Raw genomic sequence first — 17,088 nt, forward strand, 5'->3', positions numbered from 1 at the left:
TCCATCGTCCCCCCCGGAAGCGGGACGCCCGACGACCGGGGCCCCATGCGCTACGACAGGAGCCGCGAGCTAGTGCTCACAGACCGTCTCCTGTCGGCGCTACCCCGGTCGCCGACCGTCCCGTCGTCCCCTTCGGGGTAAGTGACAAGTTTAAACCAGGACTTGACCCAGGGGTTCCCAGAAATTAGCCGGGCGATCGCAGATCCCCGGAGAGAGTATTCCTAGTTGGGAGCACCCCGCAGGGCTTGCCATCTGAGTGACGAGTGACGAGGGATTTGATCGGCTACGCAGGACGGGTGTGCGATTCAGTATTCCTTTGTAATCGTAATCGTAATCGACCCTCTCCCCTTTCCCTATGGCCCTTTTCTCCTTAAAGGCTGGACCGCATTTTCTGTAGCCACTGTGGGACGCCGGACCAAGGATCCTGGGAGGATTCGTACTCCAGAGTAAAGTAGCCCTGATACTTGGCCTGTTGCAACATCTTGACGACCCGGGGGAGGTCGGTGGTGTGTGGCTTCTGGCCTTTGGGATGGACATCGGTCTTGAACTGGACGTTCACGGCGTACGGCGCGCAACGTTCCAGATCGGCGTAAGGGTCCTGGGTGTTGAAGTTGCCGATGTCCAGGTTGATCCCGACCCACGGACTGTCGACGGAGCGCACGATATCCAAAAGCTGATCTGCCTCGGCCACGATGCCGCCGTGATTTTCAATTCCGAGGAATATCCCCTTTTCGCCCGCATAAGCGGCCACCTCGCGAGTTGTTTCGATGCAATTCTTTTTGGCTTCGGCGGCAGACAGGCCTTTGGGAATCGATCCGGCGAAGATGCGGATATGGGGCGCGCCGAGGGCGGCAGCTCGATCGATCCACAGACGAACCGCGGTAACTTCCTTGGTGCGTTCTGCCCCTGCGGAGTGGGTGAACGTGTTGCCGACCGCGGTTCCGCTGATCTCCACTCCCCTCAGAAACGCATGTCGCTTCAGGCGCATCAAGTAGTCGTGGGAAAGGTCCTTCGGAAAGTAATAGCTGGTCAGCTCTGCGCCGTCGCAGCCGTGCTCCGCGCAATAGTCGACGAAGCCAAACATGTCGAGCGGCTTTGCGTCGGGCGTGGAGAGCGGCGGGTTTTTCTCCCCCGGGGTGAAATGGTCTCGAAACGAGTAGGCCGCGAGCCCGAGGCGGAGGCGGGGTGTTTTGGTGTGCGCAAAGGGTTCCAGTGCGGACAGGGAACCGCCGCCCATGGACAGCAGAGCACTGCCGGCAACGGAGCCGAGGAGAGCGGAACGACCGAACGATCGGCGAGAGATGGGGTGAGTCATGGAAGCCCTTTACACGTCGCAGATGGTGACGCCTTGTTTGAGGGAGGCGAGCGCATCCGGGCGCTTGGGAATGAATTCTTGTGCCACGTGGCCTTTAAAGCCGGTTTCGGCGATCGCCTTCATAATGGCCGGGTAAAACAGCTCTTGAGAATCGTCGATTTCGTTTCGGCCGGGAACTCCGCCGGTGTGGTAATGCGCGATGTACTTCTGGCTCTGCCGGATGGTGCGGATGACATCACCCTCCATGATCTGCATGTGGTAAATGTCGTAGAGCAACTTGAACCGCTCCGAGCCGATCCGCTTGCACAACTCGACGCCCCAGGCGGTGTGATCGCACTGATAGTCCTTGTGGTCGACCTTGCTGTTGAGGAGCTCCATCACCAGCGTGACTTTCTTCTCCTCGGCGTAGCTCATCAGCCTTTTCAAACCCACGGCGCAGTTCTCGATCCCTTTCTCATCATCCAATCCGGCGCGGTTGCCGCTGAAACAGATCAGATTCTCCAGTCCGGCGTTGGATACGGCATCGATGTGCCCGCGGTAGGCTTCCACGAGGAGATCGTGGTTCTCCACGCGGTTGAAAGCTTTGGTGATTCCGCCCAGGCCTTTGACTGTGGGGTTGCTGACCATGGCGCAGGTCAGACCATATTTCTTCAGGAGGGCGAAATCGGAGGGTTGGAGCAGTTCGATCGAACTGAGGCCGATCCCTTTGGCGGCTTTGCAAAGGTCTTCCAGTGAGATGTTCCCGTAACACCACTTGCAGACGCTATGGTGGATCCGGCCCTTCATGGCCCCGCTGGCCTCCTCGGCTGCATCCAGTCGGACACTGAGACCCGCGGCGGCGGCGGTGATTAAGGCGGTGGAGGCTTTGAGGGCGGAACGGCGGTTGATGCGAAGGCTCATATATAGACCGGGTTGCTGTGATCGTTCTGACGCTAAAGCGCGCCCGAGGATTCAGTCAAACGGTAAACGGGGGTGACAGCACCGCAATCCTACTGGACGGCTGGGGAATAACCCGAGGTGTCGCCCACGCAGCACGCGGAACACACGGAGGGGAGGCCGAACTGACAGCCAAAAAATAACCTGGTTGCCCGCGGATCACACAGACCACACGGATTCGAAAGGGGACGGCCGACCCCGACTTCCTCAAACGAAGCCACAAAGGCACAAAGGGGGAAAAACCCCGGAAACCGGAGTGGTAACCACGGATTTGCCGGATTGCTCGGATGGAAAAGAGTTTATCTCGTCGGGAGTCGGGCTCTTGATCCGTGTGTTCTGTGTGTTCGCTGGGACACATCTCAGCTCAGAATGCCTTTGACCACTTCGCCGTGGACATCGGTCAGGCGGAAATCGCGGCCCTGGAACCGATAGGTGAGCCGGGTATGGTCGAGGCCAAAGAGGTGCAGGATGGTCGCGTGCAGGTCATGCACATGAACCTTGTTCTCGGTGGCGAAGAATCCGAAATCGTCGGTTTTCCCGTAGACCGTGCCGGGCTTGATCCCACCGCCCGCCATCCAGATGGTGTAACCGTGCGGGTGATGGTCCCGACCCACTTGGTCGACCTTGAGATTGCCTTGCATCATAGGGGTCCGGCCGAATTCCCCACCCCAGACCACCAGGGTGGTATCGAGTAGACCTCGCTCCTTGAGATCCTTGATGAGGGCTACGGCCGGCTGGTCGGTTTCGGTGCAGCGTTTTTTGAGATCATAGACCAGGTTGCCGTCGGCTCCGCCGTGATGGTCCCATCCCCGGTGATACAGTTGCACGAAGCGCACGCCGCGCTCGACCAGCCGTCGGGCCAGCAGGCAGTTGTTGGCGAAGGAGGCGCGTCCGGGCGTCGTGGCGTAGCGCTCTTGGATCTCGGCCGATTCGTGGGAGATGTCCATCACATCGGGGACGCTGGTTTGCATCTGGTAGGCGAGTTCGTAGGCGGAGATTCGGGTCTGGATCTCCGGATCCTTGAGAACGTCGAAACGCATCTGATTGAGATCGCGCAGGGCATCGAGGGATTGTCGGCGGCGGGCGGATGTGACCCCCGGGGGATTGCTGACGAACAACACCGGATCTCCCTGGGAACGCAGTTGAACGCCTTGGTGCGTGGTGGGGAGGAAGCCGCTTCCCCACGCGCTGACGGTGAGGGGTTGGCCGACTCCGGTCATCAGCACCACGTAGGCGGGAAGGTCCCTATTCTCGCTTCCCAGTCCGTAGCTGAACCAGGAGCCCATGGCCGGGCGTCCAGCCAGCTGGGCTCCGGTGTTCATGAACAGGGTCGCCGGATCGTGGTTGAAGGCCTCGCTGTAAAAACCTTGTACGAAACAGACATCATCCACGATAGTGGAGAGGTGGGGCAGCAGTTCTGAGAGCCAGACTCCGGATCGGCCGTGCTGCTTGAATTGGTACTGCGGGCCGAGGACCGTGGCATCCTTGCCAATCTGAGCCAGCCGAACGTTCTTCAGCATCTCCTCGGGCATCTTTTGTCCGTTGCGTTTGGTCAGCTCTGGTTTGTGATCGAACAGATCCAAGTGGGATGGACCACCGGATTGAAACAAATAGATGATGTTCTTCGCCTTGGGGGCGAAGTGGGTCCCGAGAGCGCTGGCAACATCGGCCGGCCCGGCAGCCGGAGCGGCCAGCAGCCGCTCGTTGAGCAGGGAGCCCAAGGCCAGCGAACCGATGCCGGTTCCGCACTGTTGAAAGAATCGTCGGCGCGTGACGGACCGAAGGTGATCCAAATAGCCGGGGTTGAACTCAGGATTCATACGTTGGAAAGAGCGTGTGGTGTGCTGGTGGTGGGTGGCAGGCGCGAGAATGTGGGTCAGCCCTTGGTCAAGGTTTCATCGAGGTTCAGGAGCACGTTGGCGACCATCGTCCAGGCCGCGAGTTGGGCCGTGTCGAGTCCTGAGGGGCGTGGCGCGTTCCCCACGGACAGCAAAGCCTGGGCGGCCGCGAGATCCTTGGCGAAGCCGGAGCGTTGCTGTTCGAAAAAGTCCACCAGCCTCCGGGTTTCGGCAGCGGTTGGCGGGCGGGAGACACAGAGCTGGAAGCCGAGCCGGACCCGCTCGGCGGGGTCTCCGGCGCCGTGCGTCATGAGCCGTTGAGCAAGGGCGCGAGCCGATTCAACCAGAACCGTCTCGTTGAGGCCGGCCAGGGCTTGGAGTGGGGTGTTGGTGCGAGGCCGGCGCGAGACGCAGACATCACGGCTGGGAGCATCGAAGGTGGAGAAGGCTGGATAGGTGCAAACGCGGCGCCAGAATGTGTAGACTCCGCGGCGATACAGGTTCGGGCCGACGCTCAGCGGCCATTCATCCATTCCGATCTCGGGTCGCAAGAACCCGATTTCCTTCCACAGATTGGGGATTTGAACGGGATAGACGCTTGGCCCGCCCGTTTCGAAGTTCAGCAGTCCGCTGACCGAGAGGGCGACGTCGCGAATGCTTTCTCCATCGAGGCGGAACCGCGGGCCGCGCGAAATCAGGCGGTTGTAGAAATCCTTCTCCAAGCGCTCGGCGTCGGCCGCCGCGCTTTGGCGGTAGGTGGCGGAGAGAACCAGGGTCCGTTGCAAGCGCTTGAGGTCCCAGCCGCTGGCGATGAATTCAGCGGCCAGCCAGTCTAGCAGCTCGGGGTGCGACGGGGCTTCCCCTTGTCGGCCGACATCCTCGCTGGTTTTCGCCAGGCCGGTTCCGAAAAAGCGCTCCCAGAGCCGATTGACCGTCACCCGTGCTGGAAGGGGGTTGGTGGGATTGACCAGCCACCGGGCAAGAGCCAGTCGGTTCAGCGGCTGGTTCGTGTCGAGGGGAGGCAGGAAGGCGGGGACACCGGGCCCGACTGTGTTGCCTTTCTCGAGAAAATTTCCCCGCAGGTGGACATGTGTCGAGCGCGGTTCCGACCGCTCTTGCATCACGAGGGAGGTAAACCGGGTGTTGGCCAGTTCGGTTTCCTTCTGATTAAGATCGTAGAGCGCGCGGTTCAGTTGGCGCATCCGTGTGGAGACCTTGGCATAGTGGGCCTTAACGCGGGCGGCCTCGGCAGGGGGTCTTTCGGTGGCGGGAATGTTGAGTTGGGCGGCGATTTCGGGCGGGAGCGGCCAGCGCAGCTCGGGGGATTGTTGGGCAGTGACCGAGATTCGCATGCGGCCGATCGTGTGGCTGCTGCCGTGGTAGTGATCGAACTTGAAACCGAGCCGGGCTCCGTCGGGAAAACGAAGAGGCTCTTTAAATTCGACGATCAGGAAATGGGGTTCGCCGAAGCGCGGTCCGATCGCCCAGCCGGTGCGAGGGTTCCGATCCACGGCATGTTCGGCGCGGTAGTACAGCTGCTCCCAGTCGGCGGTGGCGCTGCGTATCGAGACCGGCTTGAGCGTCTCGTTGGTGTTGCCCTTGGGGCCGGCGCTGATGGTGAATTCATCCAGAATGAAATTGCCGCTGGCCCCCCATCGGCCTGGGCCGTTTTTGGGCAGGCTGGGGTCTGGCAAGACCTCGAGCAGCACGGCTGTGACCTCGGTGGCTGCAGTCTCGGCCTCTACGAGAATGGTGTCGTAGATGGGGTTGACCCCCACGGCCAGGAGCGATTGGTCCGGCAGATTCGTATAGCTCGATCCTCCGGTTGAGATCGGGTTGATGAGGTTGAGCGGAGTCCAGACGGGTCCGGTGCCCTTCGCTTGGGTTTCCCATTCGGACTGCTCCGCCGCCAGGGAGGCCGAGGCTCGGGCGATCTCCTGCTGCGCGTTTTTTTGGCGATCGCGCAGGTAGCCGACCAGAGTGCCTGTCGGTGGGGGCGGCACGGCCACGGTTGGCTCGACGCTGTAGTTGCCACCATCGGTCGTGCTATTGAAGAACGCATACAGCCGGTAATACTCATCCTGGGAGATGGGATCGTATTTATGGGTGTGACATTCGGCGCACATCACGGTCAGGCCTAGCCAGGTCGTGCCCGTGGTGGCGACGCGGTCCTTGACCGCCTTGGTGCGGTATTCCTCCGCATCCCCGCCGCCTTCGTCGTTGATTTTGGTGTTACGGTTGAATCCGGTGGCGATCCGTTGCTCCAGGGTCGCTCCGGGCAGCAGATCGCCGGCGAGCTGTTCGATGGTGAATTGATCGAACGGCAGGTTTTGGTTGAAGGCGTTGATCACCCAATCGCGGTAGGGCCAGTTCGATCGCGCCAGATCCACCTGGTATCCGTTCGAATCGGCATAGCGAGCCAAGTCGAGCCACCAGCGGGCGATGTGCTCCCCGTAGTGCCGGCTATTGAGCAGTTCATCGACGAGGGCTTCGTAAGCATGGGGGGCGGGGTTGGCGACGAAGGCCTCGACCGCTTCGGGTGAGGGAGGCAATCCGGTCAGATCCAGCGCCAGCCGCCGCGCGATCGTACGACGATCGGCCTCGGGGGAGGGGCGTAGTTGGTGCTCTCGCAGTTTGGCGAGGATAAAGGCATCGACCTCATTCCGGATCCATTGGGAGTCTGAGGGCGTGGGCGCGGGCGTTGGTGGACGTTTTAAGGGACGAAAGGACCAATGAGAAGAGGGATCCCACGCAGGCCAGACGGCTCCAGCTTGGATCCAATCCCGGAGGGCGGCTACTTCATCGGCCGACAAGCGATCTCCCTTGGGGGGCATGATTTCATCCGGATCGGTGCTGGTGACACGACGGATGATCTCGCTGTGGTCGGGGTTTCCCGGGACGATCGCCAGTTTGCCTGATTTCCCGGCCTTGAGCGCTTCGGACGCGGAGTCGAGTCGGAGTTTGGCCTTCTGTTGGTCGGCCCCGTGGCACTCGCTGCAGCGCTTGACGAGGATGGGCTCGACCTTTTTTTGAAACAAGTCACTGGAGGCGGCGTGAACACTGAAGGACGAGAACGTGAGGCCGAGTGCCATCAGCAAGGCGGAACCCGAGGGAAAAGACAAATTCGCCGACCACGAAGGGGCAAGCGGCTGGAGCAAGGAGCGCATGGAATGGAGTATGATCCTTCGTTCCTGCGGTTGGCAAGAGTTGGGGAGGCTGCCAGGGGATGGGTGTTGGGTGTCAGGTGTCGTAATCGTAATCGTAATCGTAATCGTAATCGCCCCGCCTCAACTCTTTGCCAATAACGGGTTGAGAATCCCCGAACTTTTCATACAGAACCCACAGAGGCCGCCGAGGGGAGCCCCAGCAGCCAACCAGAAGGGAACGTGGTTGCCCGCGGATCACACAGACCACACGGATAAGAAGGGGACGGCCGAACCCGATAGTCTCACAGGAAGCCAAGGCACGAAGAGGGAACCGACCTGAACACGGTGGTCATGACCACGGATTTCGCGGATCGCTCGGATGGGATGGATTCAACTCCTCAGGGCCCCGGCTCCTGATCCGTGTTTTCCGCGTGTTCCGTGGGCCATACTTCGGGTTCCACTTTCTCGCGTGGTTAGCGTGATACGCGGTCCATTCCGACCGGGCTGGGCTATTCGTAAATGGGATAGAACGTATGGAACGCCAGCTCACAGAAGTCGCCTGGATCGTTGAAACGGCGGTTGCGGTTCAACCCGGTGATTGCTGCCATGTCCGCAGTGCTCAGCTCAAAATCGAAGACTCCGAGGTTCTCTTTCAGCCGGCTGGGAGTGGAGGTTTTCGGAATCACGGCGGTGCCTCGTTGGAAGCCCCAGCGGAGCACAACCTGAGCCGGCGTGCGGCCGAGTTGAGTGGCGATCGCCTGAACAACCGGGTGCGCCAGCACCGACTCTTCTGGTTTAGCCATACCGAGGGAGAAATAGGATAAAGCGCCGAGTGGCGAGAACGCCGTCACCGCGATCTGCTCCATCTGGCAGTAGCGCAGCAATTTTTCCTGGGTCAGGAACGGATGCAGCTCGATTTGCAATACGGACGGGCGAACCCGGGCGTAGGATAGGAGGTCCCGCAAAAGCGACGTGCCAAAGTTGCAGACGCCGATGTGTTTTACCATTCCCGCCTGAACGAGGGCTTCCATGGCTCCCCAGGTGTCGGCGATGGGGATCGGAGTGGGTTTCATGGCTGGCTTCGCTGCCTGGGGATCGTGAAACCAGCCGGGGGGATAGCGGAGGTCGAAGGGCACAAACTCCAGCGCGATCGGAAAATGAACGTGATAGAGATCCAGGTAGTCAACCTGGAGGTCTTTCAGCGAACGTTCGCAGGCGAGGCGGACATGCTTGGGATGGTGGTAGTTATTCCACAGCTTTGAGGTGATCCAGAGATCTTCTCGGCGGCACAGCCCGCTGGTGAACGCCTGGCGTAGCCCGGTTCCCACCGCGGCCTCATTGCCGTAGTCACAGGCGCAGTCGAAGTGTCGGTAACCGAGTTGAATGGCCTGGTTGACCACTTGAGGCGTTTCGGTTCCGGGGATCTTCCAAGTGCCAAGGCCGAGCCCGGGCAGGAGCGTCCCCGGGTGAATTTCGATGGCTTGGCTGGGATGGGTAGAGTTCATGTCATGGAGGCCGGGTGTCGGTCGGTTAACCGTCGGCTTCTCCAGAGCATTGTGAGAGGAGGGTAAGTCCTATTTCAATAAGAGAATCGCTGCAACCCCTCGCGAGGTTTAGGCTTTGATCCTCGGGGGCTCTTCCGCTAAGTTGGCACCAATGCGTTTCGGTCGGATCATTGCGCTGCTTCTGCTGCTGAACGCAGCGGCGCTGTGGTATTTTGCCCGGCCGCGGCAGGTGCGCAGTCGGCTGCCGGAATCCGAGGCGGTTGTCCTGCCGGTTCAGGAAGTGGCATCCCAGCCCGAAACCCTTGTTCAGCAGGTTCCCCCTCTGACAGCTACCAATGCGTTTCATTGGGGTGAGTTGGAGGTCTCTGATTACCGGGAGTACATCCGACGCTTGCGTGCCATTGGATGTCCAGAACAGACCATTCGCGATCTCATCATTGCGGACATCGACAAGCTCTACTCGGCTAAGTTGCGTTCCCTAATTCCGTTGAAGCCTGATGTGAATTTTTGGGAATCGGAGGATTCCGAGCTGGCGAACAATCACGACCAGCGAGCCTGGCAACGGCAGCAGCGCGAGGTGGAGCGCGAGAAGGCGGCGATTCTGCGCGAACTGTTGGGCGTCGATTTGGCCTTGGAGCGGCAGCGTGGAAAGGGGCAGGTCGACAAGTTGGAGCGGCGTCTCGGGTTTTTGCCGGAGGAACGTCGGTCGGAGCTGCGCCAGTTGATTGAAAAATGGGAGGATCAGGAGCATTCGATTCGTGAGCAGGCCTGGGATACGGGAGCGCCGCTGACACCTGAGGATCGAGCGCGGCTGCGGGCGCTGCGGGCGGAAAAGGACGCTTCGCTGAATCAGATCCTCACCCCTGAAGAACGGGAGCGCTACGATTTATGGATGTCGTCCACTGCCGAATCCCTGCGCCATGACTTCTATGGACTAGGTGCCAGCGAGGAGGAGTTTCGCTCGATCTACCAGCTGCGTAAAGCGGTGGATGAAGCTTGGCCCTTGGATGAGATTGATCCCAGCGACGAGGCGACACTCGAGGCCTGGGGCAAGGCCCTGCTGCAGTTGGAAGAGGGGATTAAGGAAACTCTGGGAGAGGAGCGCTTTTCGATGTATCAGCGAGGACAGGACCAGCGCTTCCACGAGCTAAACGCCACTGCCAGCCGATTTAAACTCCCCAGGGAAAAGGCCGCTGAAGGTTATGAATACCTTCGGCTGGCACAGCAGGAGAAGAATCGCGTGCTGGAGAATGCCAACCTACCGCCAGATCAGCAGGCGGAGGTTCTTCGACGTATTGATGCCGAAACCGAGCGCGCGCTTCGCGAAGTGCTGGGGGAGGGGCCTTATTTCTATTTCTCGAGGCGGGCGAGGTGATGCGGTGGGGGAGGTGGTAGGTGTCGGGTGTCGTAATCGTAATCGTAATCGTAATCGAAGCCCGGCATCGGATTCGACCAAGCTTCCGACAAACGGTGAATTCCTATGGAGTGCGGCAGACCTCTGCCGCTTTGGTCCCCCCAGCGGAGCTGGGATCCCCCTCCGGGGGTGCCCGAAAAGCTGTAGAGGGCTACAGCACTCCAAACGCTTCGCGAGGGCTGGGATTGTATGGAGTGCGGCAGACCTCTGCCGCTTTGGCCCCCCAGCGTAGCTGGGATCCCCCTCCGGGGGTCCGAAAAGCTGTAGAGGGCTACAGCACTCCAAATGCTTCGCGAGGGTTGGGATTGTATGGAGTGCGGCAGCCCTCTGCCGCTTTGGCCTCCCAGCGTAGCTGGGATCCCCCTCCTTTCCTCTGGCTCCCGCGGGGAATTTGGTAATACTTCTCTCCGATGACCGTGACTTTGTTTGTGCCATGCTTTGTTGACCTGTGCTATCCCCAGGTAGGGGTGAGCATGGTCAAGATTTTGGAGCGACTGGGCCATCAGGTGAAATTCCATGAGAGTGTTACCTGTTGCGGTCAACCGGCGTTCAACTCCGGGTTTTGGGATGAAGCGCGTTCGGTAGCCGGCAAGGTGCTCGAGCAGCTTCGCGACGCTGAGGTTGTGGTGATCGCGTCCGGTTCTTGCGGAGCGATGCTCAAGGTTTTCTATCCGGAGCTCTTCGCCAAGACCCCCCAGGCGGAGGCCGCCCAGCAGTTGGCCAATAAGTGCTATGAGTTCTCTGACTTTCTGGTCACGAAGCTCGGCGTCACCGATCTGGGAGCCCGCTTCCCCGCCACGGTCACGTTTCACGACGGATGTCATGGGCTGCGCGAACTGGGTAAGAAGCTTCCGGCCCGGGCACTCCTGTCCAAAGTAAAGGATTTGAAGCTGGTGGAAATGAAGGAGGCCGAAACGTGCTGCGGGTTTGGCGGTACCTTCGCCGCCAAGTTTCCCATGATCTCGTCGGCGATGGGCGACGTAAAATGTGCCTCGGCTGACGAAACCGGGGCCGAGTATCTGGTGTCGAACGACTCCAGCTGCATGATGCATGTTCAGGGGTTGCTCGATCGGCAGGGAAAGAAGCTCAAGACCATCCATTTGGCGGAGATCCTGGCGCAATCATGAATAACTGGGTTTCCGCATTTAAAGAGCAGGCGGGTCGGATCACCAAGGATCTAAGGCATCGCCGCTTGATCCAAACGGCGCTGGGCAAATACGAGGTGCAGCGGGACCGTCGCAAGTCGGCGTTTCAAAACTGGGAATCCGCCCGTCAGATCGCAGCTGAAACCAAGTGGGAGGCCATTCAACAGCTCGACAAGCATCTGGTGGAGTTCACGGCCAAACTCGAAGCCCGCGGAACCAAGGTTCACTGGGCCACGACGGCCACCCAAGCTCGCGACATTATCCTGGAGATCATTCGGTCCAAGAAGGCGCGCTGCATCATCAAGTCGAAGGCGATGACGGCCGAAGAGATCCATCTCAACGATGCGATGGAGAAGGAGGGCTACGAGGTCGTGGAGTCGGACCTCGGGGAATTCATCGTCCAGCTTCGGAAGGAGCCGCCCTATCACATTGTCTTTCCGGCCATGCATCTGACGCGTGGCGAGATCAGCGATCTCTTCGAAAAAGAGTTGGGCAGCGCCCCGACGGATAGTCCGGAGGAGCTGACCATGATCGCTCGTCGAGCGCTGCGAAAGAAGTACATCGCCGCGGACATCGGGATCACAGGGGCCAATTTCGCCATCGCCGAGACCGGCATGATCTCCATCACGGAGAACGAGGGCAACGCGCGCCTCACCGCCGCCTTGCCCAAAACCATGATCTCCTTGTTGGGCATCGAAAAGGTGTTGCCTCGACTGGCTGATCTCGCGCTATTTCTGCCCATGCTGGCCACTGCGGGGGCGGGTCAACCGATCACTTGCTACAACTCATTTTACGGCGGGCCGCGTCAGCCCGGAGAAGTGGACGGTCCTGAGGAATATCATGTGGTGCTGCTCGATAATCGTCGGACGGAGCTGCTGGCCGATGCGGAGCAACGGGATGCCTTGCACTGCATCCGCTGCGGGGCCTGTTTGAACGTCTGTCCGATCTATCGCAACGTGGGCGGGCATACCTACGGGACCACTTACTCGGGTCCGATTGGGTCGGTGATCACCCCTCATTTGCGTGGGCTGCAGGACTGGAAGCATCTCTCGCAGGCCTCCTCGTTGTGCGGAGCTTGCACCGAGACCTGTCCGGTGAAGATCAACCTGCATCATCATTTGCTCCAGAATCGTCGCAACGCGGTTCAGGAGAAGTCAGGTTTTTGGGAGAGGCTTGCGTTCCGTGGATTTGCGGCGTCTATGAACTCTCCGTTCGTGTTCCGAATGATTGGAACCTTGGGTCGGCTGTTCCAGCCGTTGCACCGTCTGGTGAAGGGGAGTCGGATCGACCCGCTGCATCCCTGGACGCAGACGCGGGAACTGCCTCGGATCGCGCCGCAAACATTCCGTGAGTATTGGAGGAATCGATCATGAGCGAACGAGAGAACATCCTGGCGCGCATTCGGGAAGCCTTGAAGATTCGGGCGCCTTTTCCCGGAAGTCACGGGGAGGTCGGCCACCACCACGGTCCGAGCGTGCCTCGATCGGCCGCTACGCATGCCCGCGAGTGGTTGCCCAAGGTGGGTCCGACTCAGGACGAGCACATCGACATGTTCCGTGCGCAGAGCGCCGACCTGAAGACCTCGTTTCATGTGCTTTCAGGAATGGATGAGCTAGCACCGAAGCTCCGTTCGTTACGGGATGCCGCCGGATGGAAGCGGATCGCCATTCATCACACCCCGCTCACCAGCGCGGCCCGCGATGCTCTGGCGCTTCCCACCTTGGAAGTGAAGCCGGGCTACTCCGTCGACGAGTTGGAGGCCTGCGATGTGGGGATCACCGAGTGCGACGCTTTGATCGCGCAGACCGGCAGTTTGCTGATCACCGCCCGCAGCGCGGGTGGGAGGGCGCTCTCGGTCCTGCCGCCCCATCATCTGGTCATCGCTCGGCGAGAGCAACTGCTGCCCGATCTTCCGTCGGCGTTCGAGTTGATCGCCCGCAAGTATGGATCGGACTATCCCAGCTTCATCTCCTTGGTGACGGGCCCCAGCCGGACCGGAGACATCGAGCGCATCCTGGTGTTGGGCGCTCATGGGCCCAAGGAACTGACCGTGTTGCTGGTCTAGCCTCGCCCTGTAGACTTAGAGGACCCTGATCCGATAGATTCGACCCGGACTGCCCGACACCGGCGTAGGATCCAGAGTGACATGATGAATGCAGCCTGAGCAGGGGATAATGATATTGAGCACGCTCCAGGGACCTTCTACCCCGGTCATCGGTTTGTATTCAACGTAGTGAGTTCGGCCTCCCAGCGCATCAAAGTGGATCGTCGCGAGTGGTCCACCTGGGGTTTCGAGGAGAAAGACCCCATGGAGAACCAGGTTGGTGCCGAATCCTCCCGAGTGTCCCTGCAGGGAAATTCGCGTATTCTGGTCGAGAACCCAACCAAACGCCGGTGGCGATAGATCCGTCAACTCGGCTTCAGAGCAGACCACCATTGCGAGGAGGCATGCGGCCATCATCCCTGCTGCGGCTGATTTCTTTTTCATACGGTAGGCTTGGCCTTAAGTGGAGCGCGATCCGGAGAGCACTGCTGGCGGTGTTGACACCGAGGACAGATGCCGAAGAACTCTAACTCATGTTGTAGCCTAGTGAACTGGGTAGCTTGGGAAATTTTCCTGGTTAGAGTCGACATTTCCTCCACGGCTGGAAGCAGCGAAATCTGTTCGCAGTTGCGGCAGACCAGATACGTTGGAGTTTCTCCAGGCCTGATCAGTGTGAAATAGGTGGTTCGAGACCGAAGTGTGATTTTGCGAACGAGACCCAGGGTCTCGAAAGCGCCCAGGGAACGGTAGAGAGTCACCTGATTGCAACGTCCGGGAAGCAAGCTTGCGATCTGATCTAGCGTCAGCGGAATCTTGTGAGATGCCAGTAGACGTAAGATCATTCGACGTGGTCGGGTATCGCTTAGCCCCGCCTGCCGGCATGTCTCCTGAGCCCATTGAATGCTCTCAGCTTCCCGTTCGACGATCATGATCGTGTGGCTTTTAGGGTTTGGGGGTAGGAGTGGAGCCTGGGTTGACCGTTTGATTGGTGGCCGTGGCGGCCCTCCGGTTCAGTTCGCTCGCCATCTGGGGGCTAATAGCGGATCCAGGTCTGCCCAGGTCCTTCACGGCGTTTTGGGCAATCTGTTCGAGCGGGGGGAGTAACAAGTGCGGGACGTTGGAGTTCCGTTCCTGGTAGTGCTCCCAGATTCGGCGCGAGAGCAAAGCGAAGCCGTTGACCTGATCCTCATCGCCGAGCGCCAGGTTGAGGTAGTACTTCTGGATGAGTCCTTCAATGATGGTCCGAGTGCGACTCGGGTTTGCTCGTCCGGCCTGTGCGGTCACCATCGCGACCACGAAGTCGTCCAAACCTTGCTCGCGCGGGATGGCCTCGGGGAATCGTTCCCGGGTGTAGGACATCCAGTAAGCAGCCTCCGTCGCGCGATTATGGGTGTAGAAGTAGTAGATGGATTCCAGCAGAAAATTTCGGAGTCCGGTGTTGATGTAATCGGTCTTGTCCGGCTCCGCGCGTTTCATCTCCTCATAGGTCCGAACCACATTGGTCATCATGTTCAGGTTCGGTCCATACTCATACCGCTGCTCGATAAGGTTCTCGATGAGTCGTCCGCGTTGGAAAGCGATTTGCATGGACTGCCAGATGATTCGCCTGAGGCGAATGGGCTCTTCCTGGCGCGCGTCCTTAAGCCCGAGATCGGCCCAGTAAATCGCGTGTGCCTCGGGAAGTCGCCAATCCAAGGGCCCGAAATGCCCGTCGACATGTTGCATCCAGACCGGATCCAGCTTGTAGGTGTCGCGAAGCTGGCGGGCTCTCTCCTGCTCCTGAGGGGTCGATGGGTTTATCAGCGTGTTCCAATCGATCCGAGTTCCGAGGAGCTTCGTCATCTCCCCTGCCCAGTAGGCCTTGTAATCCATGCTGGCTTCGTCGGTCCATTTGCCCAGTTTGTCCTGAAAGAACCAACCCAGCTCCCGATAGATCTCCGGTTCCCGGGGATTGTACTTCAGACCTTGGTCACGAAGCAGTTCGATGCCGCTTCGGACCCACAGCCAGCGGTCCTTGGGATCGGAGAACTGCCGGGGCATATTGTAAGTGAGGTTCCAGGCTTGATGGCACCAGACCATGGCGAAATCCGGCTGGAGCTTGGTGATCCAGTCAGAAAGGGAAACCATCTCGAAGTAGTTGCCCTCGTCCTGGGCCTTGACGGCTCGAGACCACAGGAAGTTCGCGATGAGCCCACGAAAACTCCCCAGGGCGACGGTGGTTAAGGCCACGATGGGCGGAGCATTCTCCAGGGGTTGGGAGCGAGTGAGTCCGAGCAATCCGCGATCCACATTGAGAGATGTTTGAACGCGACTCGCCCCCAGGACACTGGCCAGCGAGAGGACGATCAGGCCTATTTTTGTCCAAGTCATGACGCGCCTCCTGTTTTGGATAGGTCTCGACGATGCAGAGCCAGACAGCCGATGGCGGCGATCAGGAATCCGCTGATCAGGTCGAGCCGAACAAACGCGTCGCCTACCGACGTCCACGGTATGCTGCGACCATTGCTGATGGGCTCGATGGGGGAATGTTGCGACACAGGTTCGGCGATGAGCAGGAGCACTTGGGAGAGCGGCACCAGAATCCAGTCTAACAGGTCGCGGTTGGATTTTCCGGTTTCGTGATCGACGCCCGACACCGTCCCGTCCCGAATCACCTCGGCATAGGTGTCGCTGGACACCGCGACCGCGAGAAAGCACAGGCTGAGCAGAATCGCCACGGGGAAACCGAGGAAGGAAGAGGCCGTGAGCCCGACCGCGGTCAGCAGTCCCAACCAGCAATAGAGAATGATCCCGCTGCGAACGTAATTGAGCAGGAATCCGCCTTCGGGGAAGAGCAATTCCAGCGGGTCAGAGAGCCTGAATAGGAGGGTGCTCTGGCTTCGATTCTCACACTCGATCGACAGAGTTCCATCCGGGTTGATCGCCCTGGCCGAGACCGGGAACTCATGGGCGACCCCGGGTGTCAGGGGGAGGATGCCCCTCCAGTGCTCGGGATGATTTCGATCGCCAACAATCCACACCGTGTCCATGGGTGCCTGCTCCGTCAGCCGGGCAGAGTGAAATCGAACCCGGATCGAGGTCGGGCCGGATTGCACCAGGCCTTCTCGGCCATTCAAGGGAACCTTCCAGACTCGCCGAAATCCGGCGGGGACGGTCTCTTGTTGGGCTCGGATCTCATCGCGAATCTGAGCACGGACAAAGTCCGGTTCGAGTTGCGCCACATTGGGTTGCTGGCGGCGCCGTTGGAAGAGTCGTTCCACATCCTTCTCGAGATCGACCGGGGGCTCCTCGGCGGACCCTCGGGCGATCAACACGTTTTGGTGCAATCGGACCTGCTCTTCAGGCACGAGTTGGCGGGCTCTCCATTGAATGAGGAGATACAAGGCACCGGCGCCGGCGATCAGAAGTCCGGCATTGATCATCATGATCCCGACCCATTTGCCGGCCCAGATTTTCCAGCGCGAGACCGGCTTGACCGCCACCAGTTGGATACGGCCGGTTTCGATGTCCTGGCTCAGGCTTCCGCAGGCCATGAGCAGGGCGGTGGCGCTGAGCAGAATGGCCAGCAGCAGCAGTCCATAGGTGAGATGCACCTGAGCGAACATGGGGGCGGTCCCGTTGTGCTTGATCAGCCACGGCAGGCCGCAGGTGCAGGCCAGCACCGTGCCGGCGGAAGCCATGATGCTCCGCGAACGGCTCGCCGCCTTGAGTGTTAACCTGGCGATAAATCGGATCTTTCGCATGG

General features: G+C 59.9%; 13 protein-coding genes. 4 read left to right on the plus strand and 9 right to left on the minus strand.

The annotated features are described in order from the left end of the window. Nucleotides 1-370: 370 nt before the first annotated feature. The 5 genes from JNN07_24615 to JNN07_24635 all read right to left on the minus strand — a co-directional run bounded on the left by JNN07_24615 (nucleotide 371) and on the right by JNN07_24635 (nucleotide 8,740). Nucleotides 371-1,315 (minus strand): sugar phosphate isomerase/epimerase, encoded by a 945-nt coding sequence (locus JNN07_24615; GenBank protein MBL9170938.1) that lies wholly within the window; start codon nucleotides 1,313-1,315, stop codon nucleotides 371-373. Between the two features lie 9 nt (nucleotides 1,316-1,324). Beyond that, on the minus strand, nucleotides 1,325-2,215 hold the full coding sequence (locus JNN07_24620) for a TIM barrel protein (GenBank protein MBL9170939.1): 891 nt from the start codon (nucleotides 2,213-2,215) through the stop codon (nucleotides 1,325-1,327). Between the two features lie 395 nt (nucleotides 2,216-2,610). Then, entirely contained in the window at nucleotides 2,611-4,071 is a 1,461-nt protein-coding gene (locus tag JNN07_24625) for a DUF1501 domain-containing protein (protein MBL9170940.1), read from the minus strand. A gap of 56 nt (nucleotides 4,072-4,127) precedes the next feature. Then, on the minus strand, nucleotides 4,128-7,256 hold the full coding sequence (locus JNN07_24630; GenBank protein ID MBL9170941.1) for a PSD1 domain-containing protein: 3,129 nt from the start codon (nucleotides 7,254-7,256) through the stop codon (nucleotides 4,128-4,130). Between the two features lie 488 nt (nucleotides 7,257-7,744). Beyond that, nucleotides 7,745-8,740 (minus strand): aldo/keto reductase, encoded by a 996-nt coding sequence (locus JNN07_24635; GenBank protein ID MBL9170942.1) that lies wholly within the window; start codon nucleotides 8,738-8,740, stop codon nucleotides 7,745-7,747. A 151-nt stretch (nucleotides 8,741-8,891) separates the two neighbouring features. On the opposite strand from JNN07_24635, the gene JNN07_24640 reads away from it, so the two are divergent. From JNN07_24640 to JNN07_24655, 4 genes are all read left to right on the plus strand, one after another. Next, on the plus strand, nucleotides 8,892-10,115 hold the full coding sequence (locus JNN07_24640; protein ID MBL9170943.1) for a hypothetical protein: 1,224 nt from the start codon (nucleotides 8,892-8,894) through the stop codon (nucleotides 10,113-10,115). A gap of 449 nt (nucleotides 10,116-10,564) precedes the next feature. Beyond that, nucleotides 10,565-11,281: a (Fe-S)-binding protein gene (locus JNN07_24645; GenBank protein MBL9170944.1), complete on the plus strand. Its 717-nt coding sequence runs from the start codon at nucleotides 10,565-10,567 to the stop codon at nucleotides 11,279-11,281. Then, complete coding sequence (locus tag JNN07_24650; protein MBL9170945.1) at nucleotides 11,278-12,672, plus strand: iron-sulfur cluster-binding protein; 1,395 nt, start codon at nucleotides 11,278-11,280, stop codon at nucleotides 12,670-12,672. The genes JNN07_24645 and JNN07_24650 overlap by 4 nt, the downstream gene beginning before the upstream one ends. Continuing rightward, entirely contained in the window at nucleotides 12,669-13,364 is a 696-nt protein-coding gene (locus tag JNN07_24655) for an LUD domain-containing protein (protein ID MBL9170946.1), read from the plus strand. Before JNN07_24650 ends, JNN07_24655 begins: the two co-directional genes overlap by 4 nt. 15 nt (nucleotides 13,365-13,379) lie before the next feature. On the opposite strand, the gene JNN07_24660 is transcribed toward JNN07_24655, so the two are convergent. From JNN07_24660 to JNN07_24675, 4 genes are all read right to left on the minus strand, one after another. Beyond that, nucleotides 13,380-13,787, minus strand: a complete 408-nt coding sequence (locus JNN07_24660; GenBank protein ID MBL9170947.1) for a hypothetical protein — start codon at nucleotides 13,785-13,787, stop codon at nucleotides 13,380-13,382. Next, nucleotides 13,784-14,185, minus strand: coding sequence for a transcriptional repressor (locus JNN07_24665; protein MBL9170948.1), 402 nt, complete (start codon nucleotides 14,183-14,185; stop codon nucleotides 13,784-13,786). The genes JNN07_24660 and JNN07_24665 overlap by 4 nt, the downstream gene beginning before the upstream one ends. A gap of 100 nt (nucleotides 14,186-14,285) precedes the next feature. Next, nucleotides 14,286-15,713 carry a hypothetical protein gene (locus JNN07_24670; GenBank protein MBL9170949.1) on the minus strand — a complete coding sequence of 476 codons (1,428 nt, stop codon included), beginning with the start codon at nucleotides 15,711-15,713 and terminating at the stop codon, nucleotides 14,286-14,288. Then, entirely contained in the window at nucleotides 15,710-17,086 is a 1,377-nt protein-coding gene (locus tag JNN07_24675; GenBank protein MBL9170950.1) for an ABC transporter permease, read from the minus strand. Before JNN07_24675 ends, JNN07_24670 begins: the two co-directional genes overlap by 4 nt. Nucleotides 17,087-17,088: the final 2 nt, after the last annotated feature.

Source organism: Verrucomicrobiales bacterium (genome assembly GCA_016793885.1).
Taxonomy (GTDB): Bacteria; Verrucomicrobiota; Verrucomicrobiia; order Limisphaerales; family UBA11320; genus UBA11320.

What these genes read in the sequence shown, in the direction of transcription:
- JNN07_24625 (MBL9170940.1), bottom strand. Translation starts at nt 4,071, where the DNA reads ATGAATCCTGAGTTCAACCCCGGCTATTTGGATCACCTTCGGTCCGTC.
- JNN07_24660 (MBL9170947.1), bottom strand. Translation starts at nt 13,787, where the DNA reads ATGAAAAAGAAATCAGCCGCAGCAGGGATGATGGCCGCATGCCTCCTC.
- JNN07_24665 (MBL9170948.1), bottom strand. Translation starts at nt 14,185, where the DNA reads ATGATCTTACGTCTACTGGCATCTCACAAGATTCCGCTGACGCTAGAT.
- JNN07_24650 (MBL9170945.1), top strand. Translation starts at nt 11,278, where the DNA reads ATGAATAACTGGGTTTCCGCATTTAAAGAGCAGGCGGGTCGGATCACC.
- JNN07_24615 (MBL9170938.1), bottom strand. Translation starts at nt 1,315, where the DNA reads ATGACTCACCCCATCTCTCGCCGATCGTTCGGTCGTTCCGCTCTCCTC.
- JNN07_24635 (MBL9170942.1), bottom strand. Translation starts at nt 8,740, where the DNA reads ATGAACTCTACCCATCCCAGCCAAGCCATCGAAATTCACCCGGGGACG.
- JNN07_24640 (MBL9170943.1), top strand. Translation starts at nt 8,892, where the DNA reads ATGCGTTTCGGTCGGATCATTGCGCTGCTTCTGCTGCTGAACGCAGCG.
- JNN07_24630 (MBL9170941.1), bottom strand. Translation starts at nt 7,256, where the DNA reads ATGCGCTCCTTGCTCCAGCCGCTTGCCCCTTCGTGGTCGGCGAATTTG.
- JNN07_24675 (MBL9170950.1), bottom strand. Translation starts at nt 17,086, where the DNA reads ATGCGAAAGATCCGATTTATCGCCAGGTTAACACTCAAGGCGGCGAGC.
- JNN07_24670 (MBL9170949.1), bottom strand. Translation starts at nt 15,713, where the DNA reads ATGACTTGGACAAAAATAGGCCTGATCGTCCTCTCGCTGGCCAGTGTC.
- JNN07_24620 (MBL9170939.1), bottom strand. Translation starts at nt 2,215, where the DNA reads ATGAGCCTTCGCATCAACCGCCGTTCCGCCCTCAAAGCCTCCACCGCC.
- JNN07_24655 (MBL9170946.1), top strand. Translation starts at nt 12,669, where the DNA reads ATGAGCGAACGAGAGAACATCCTGGCGCGCATTCGGGAAGCCTTGAAG.
- JNN07_24645 (MBL9170944.1), top strand. Translation starts at nt 10,565, where the DNA reads ATGACCGTGACTTTGTTTGTGCCATGCTTTGTTGACCTGTGCTATCCC.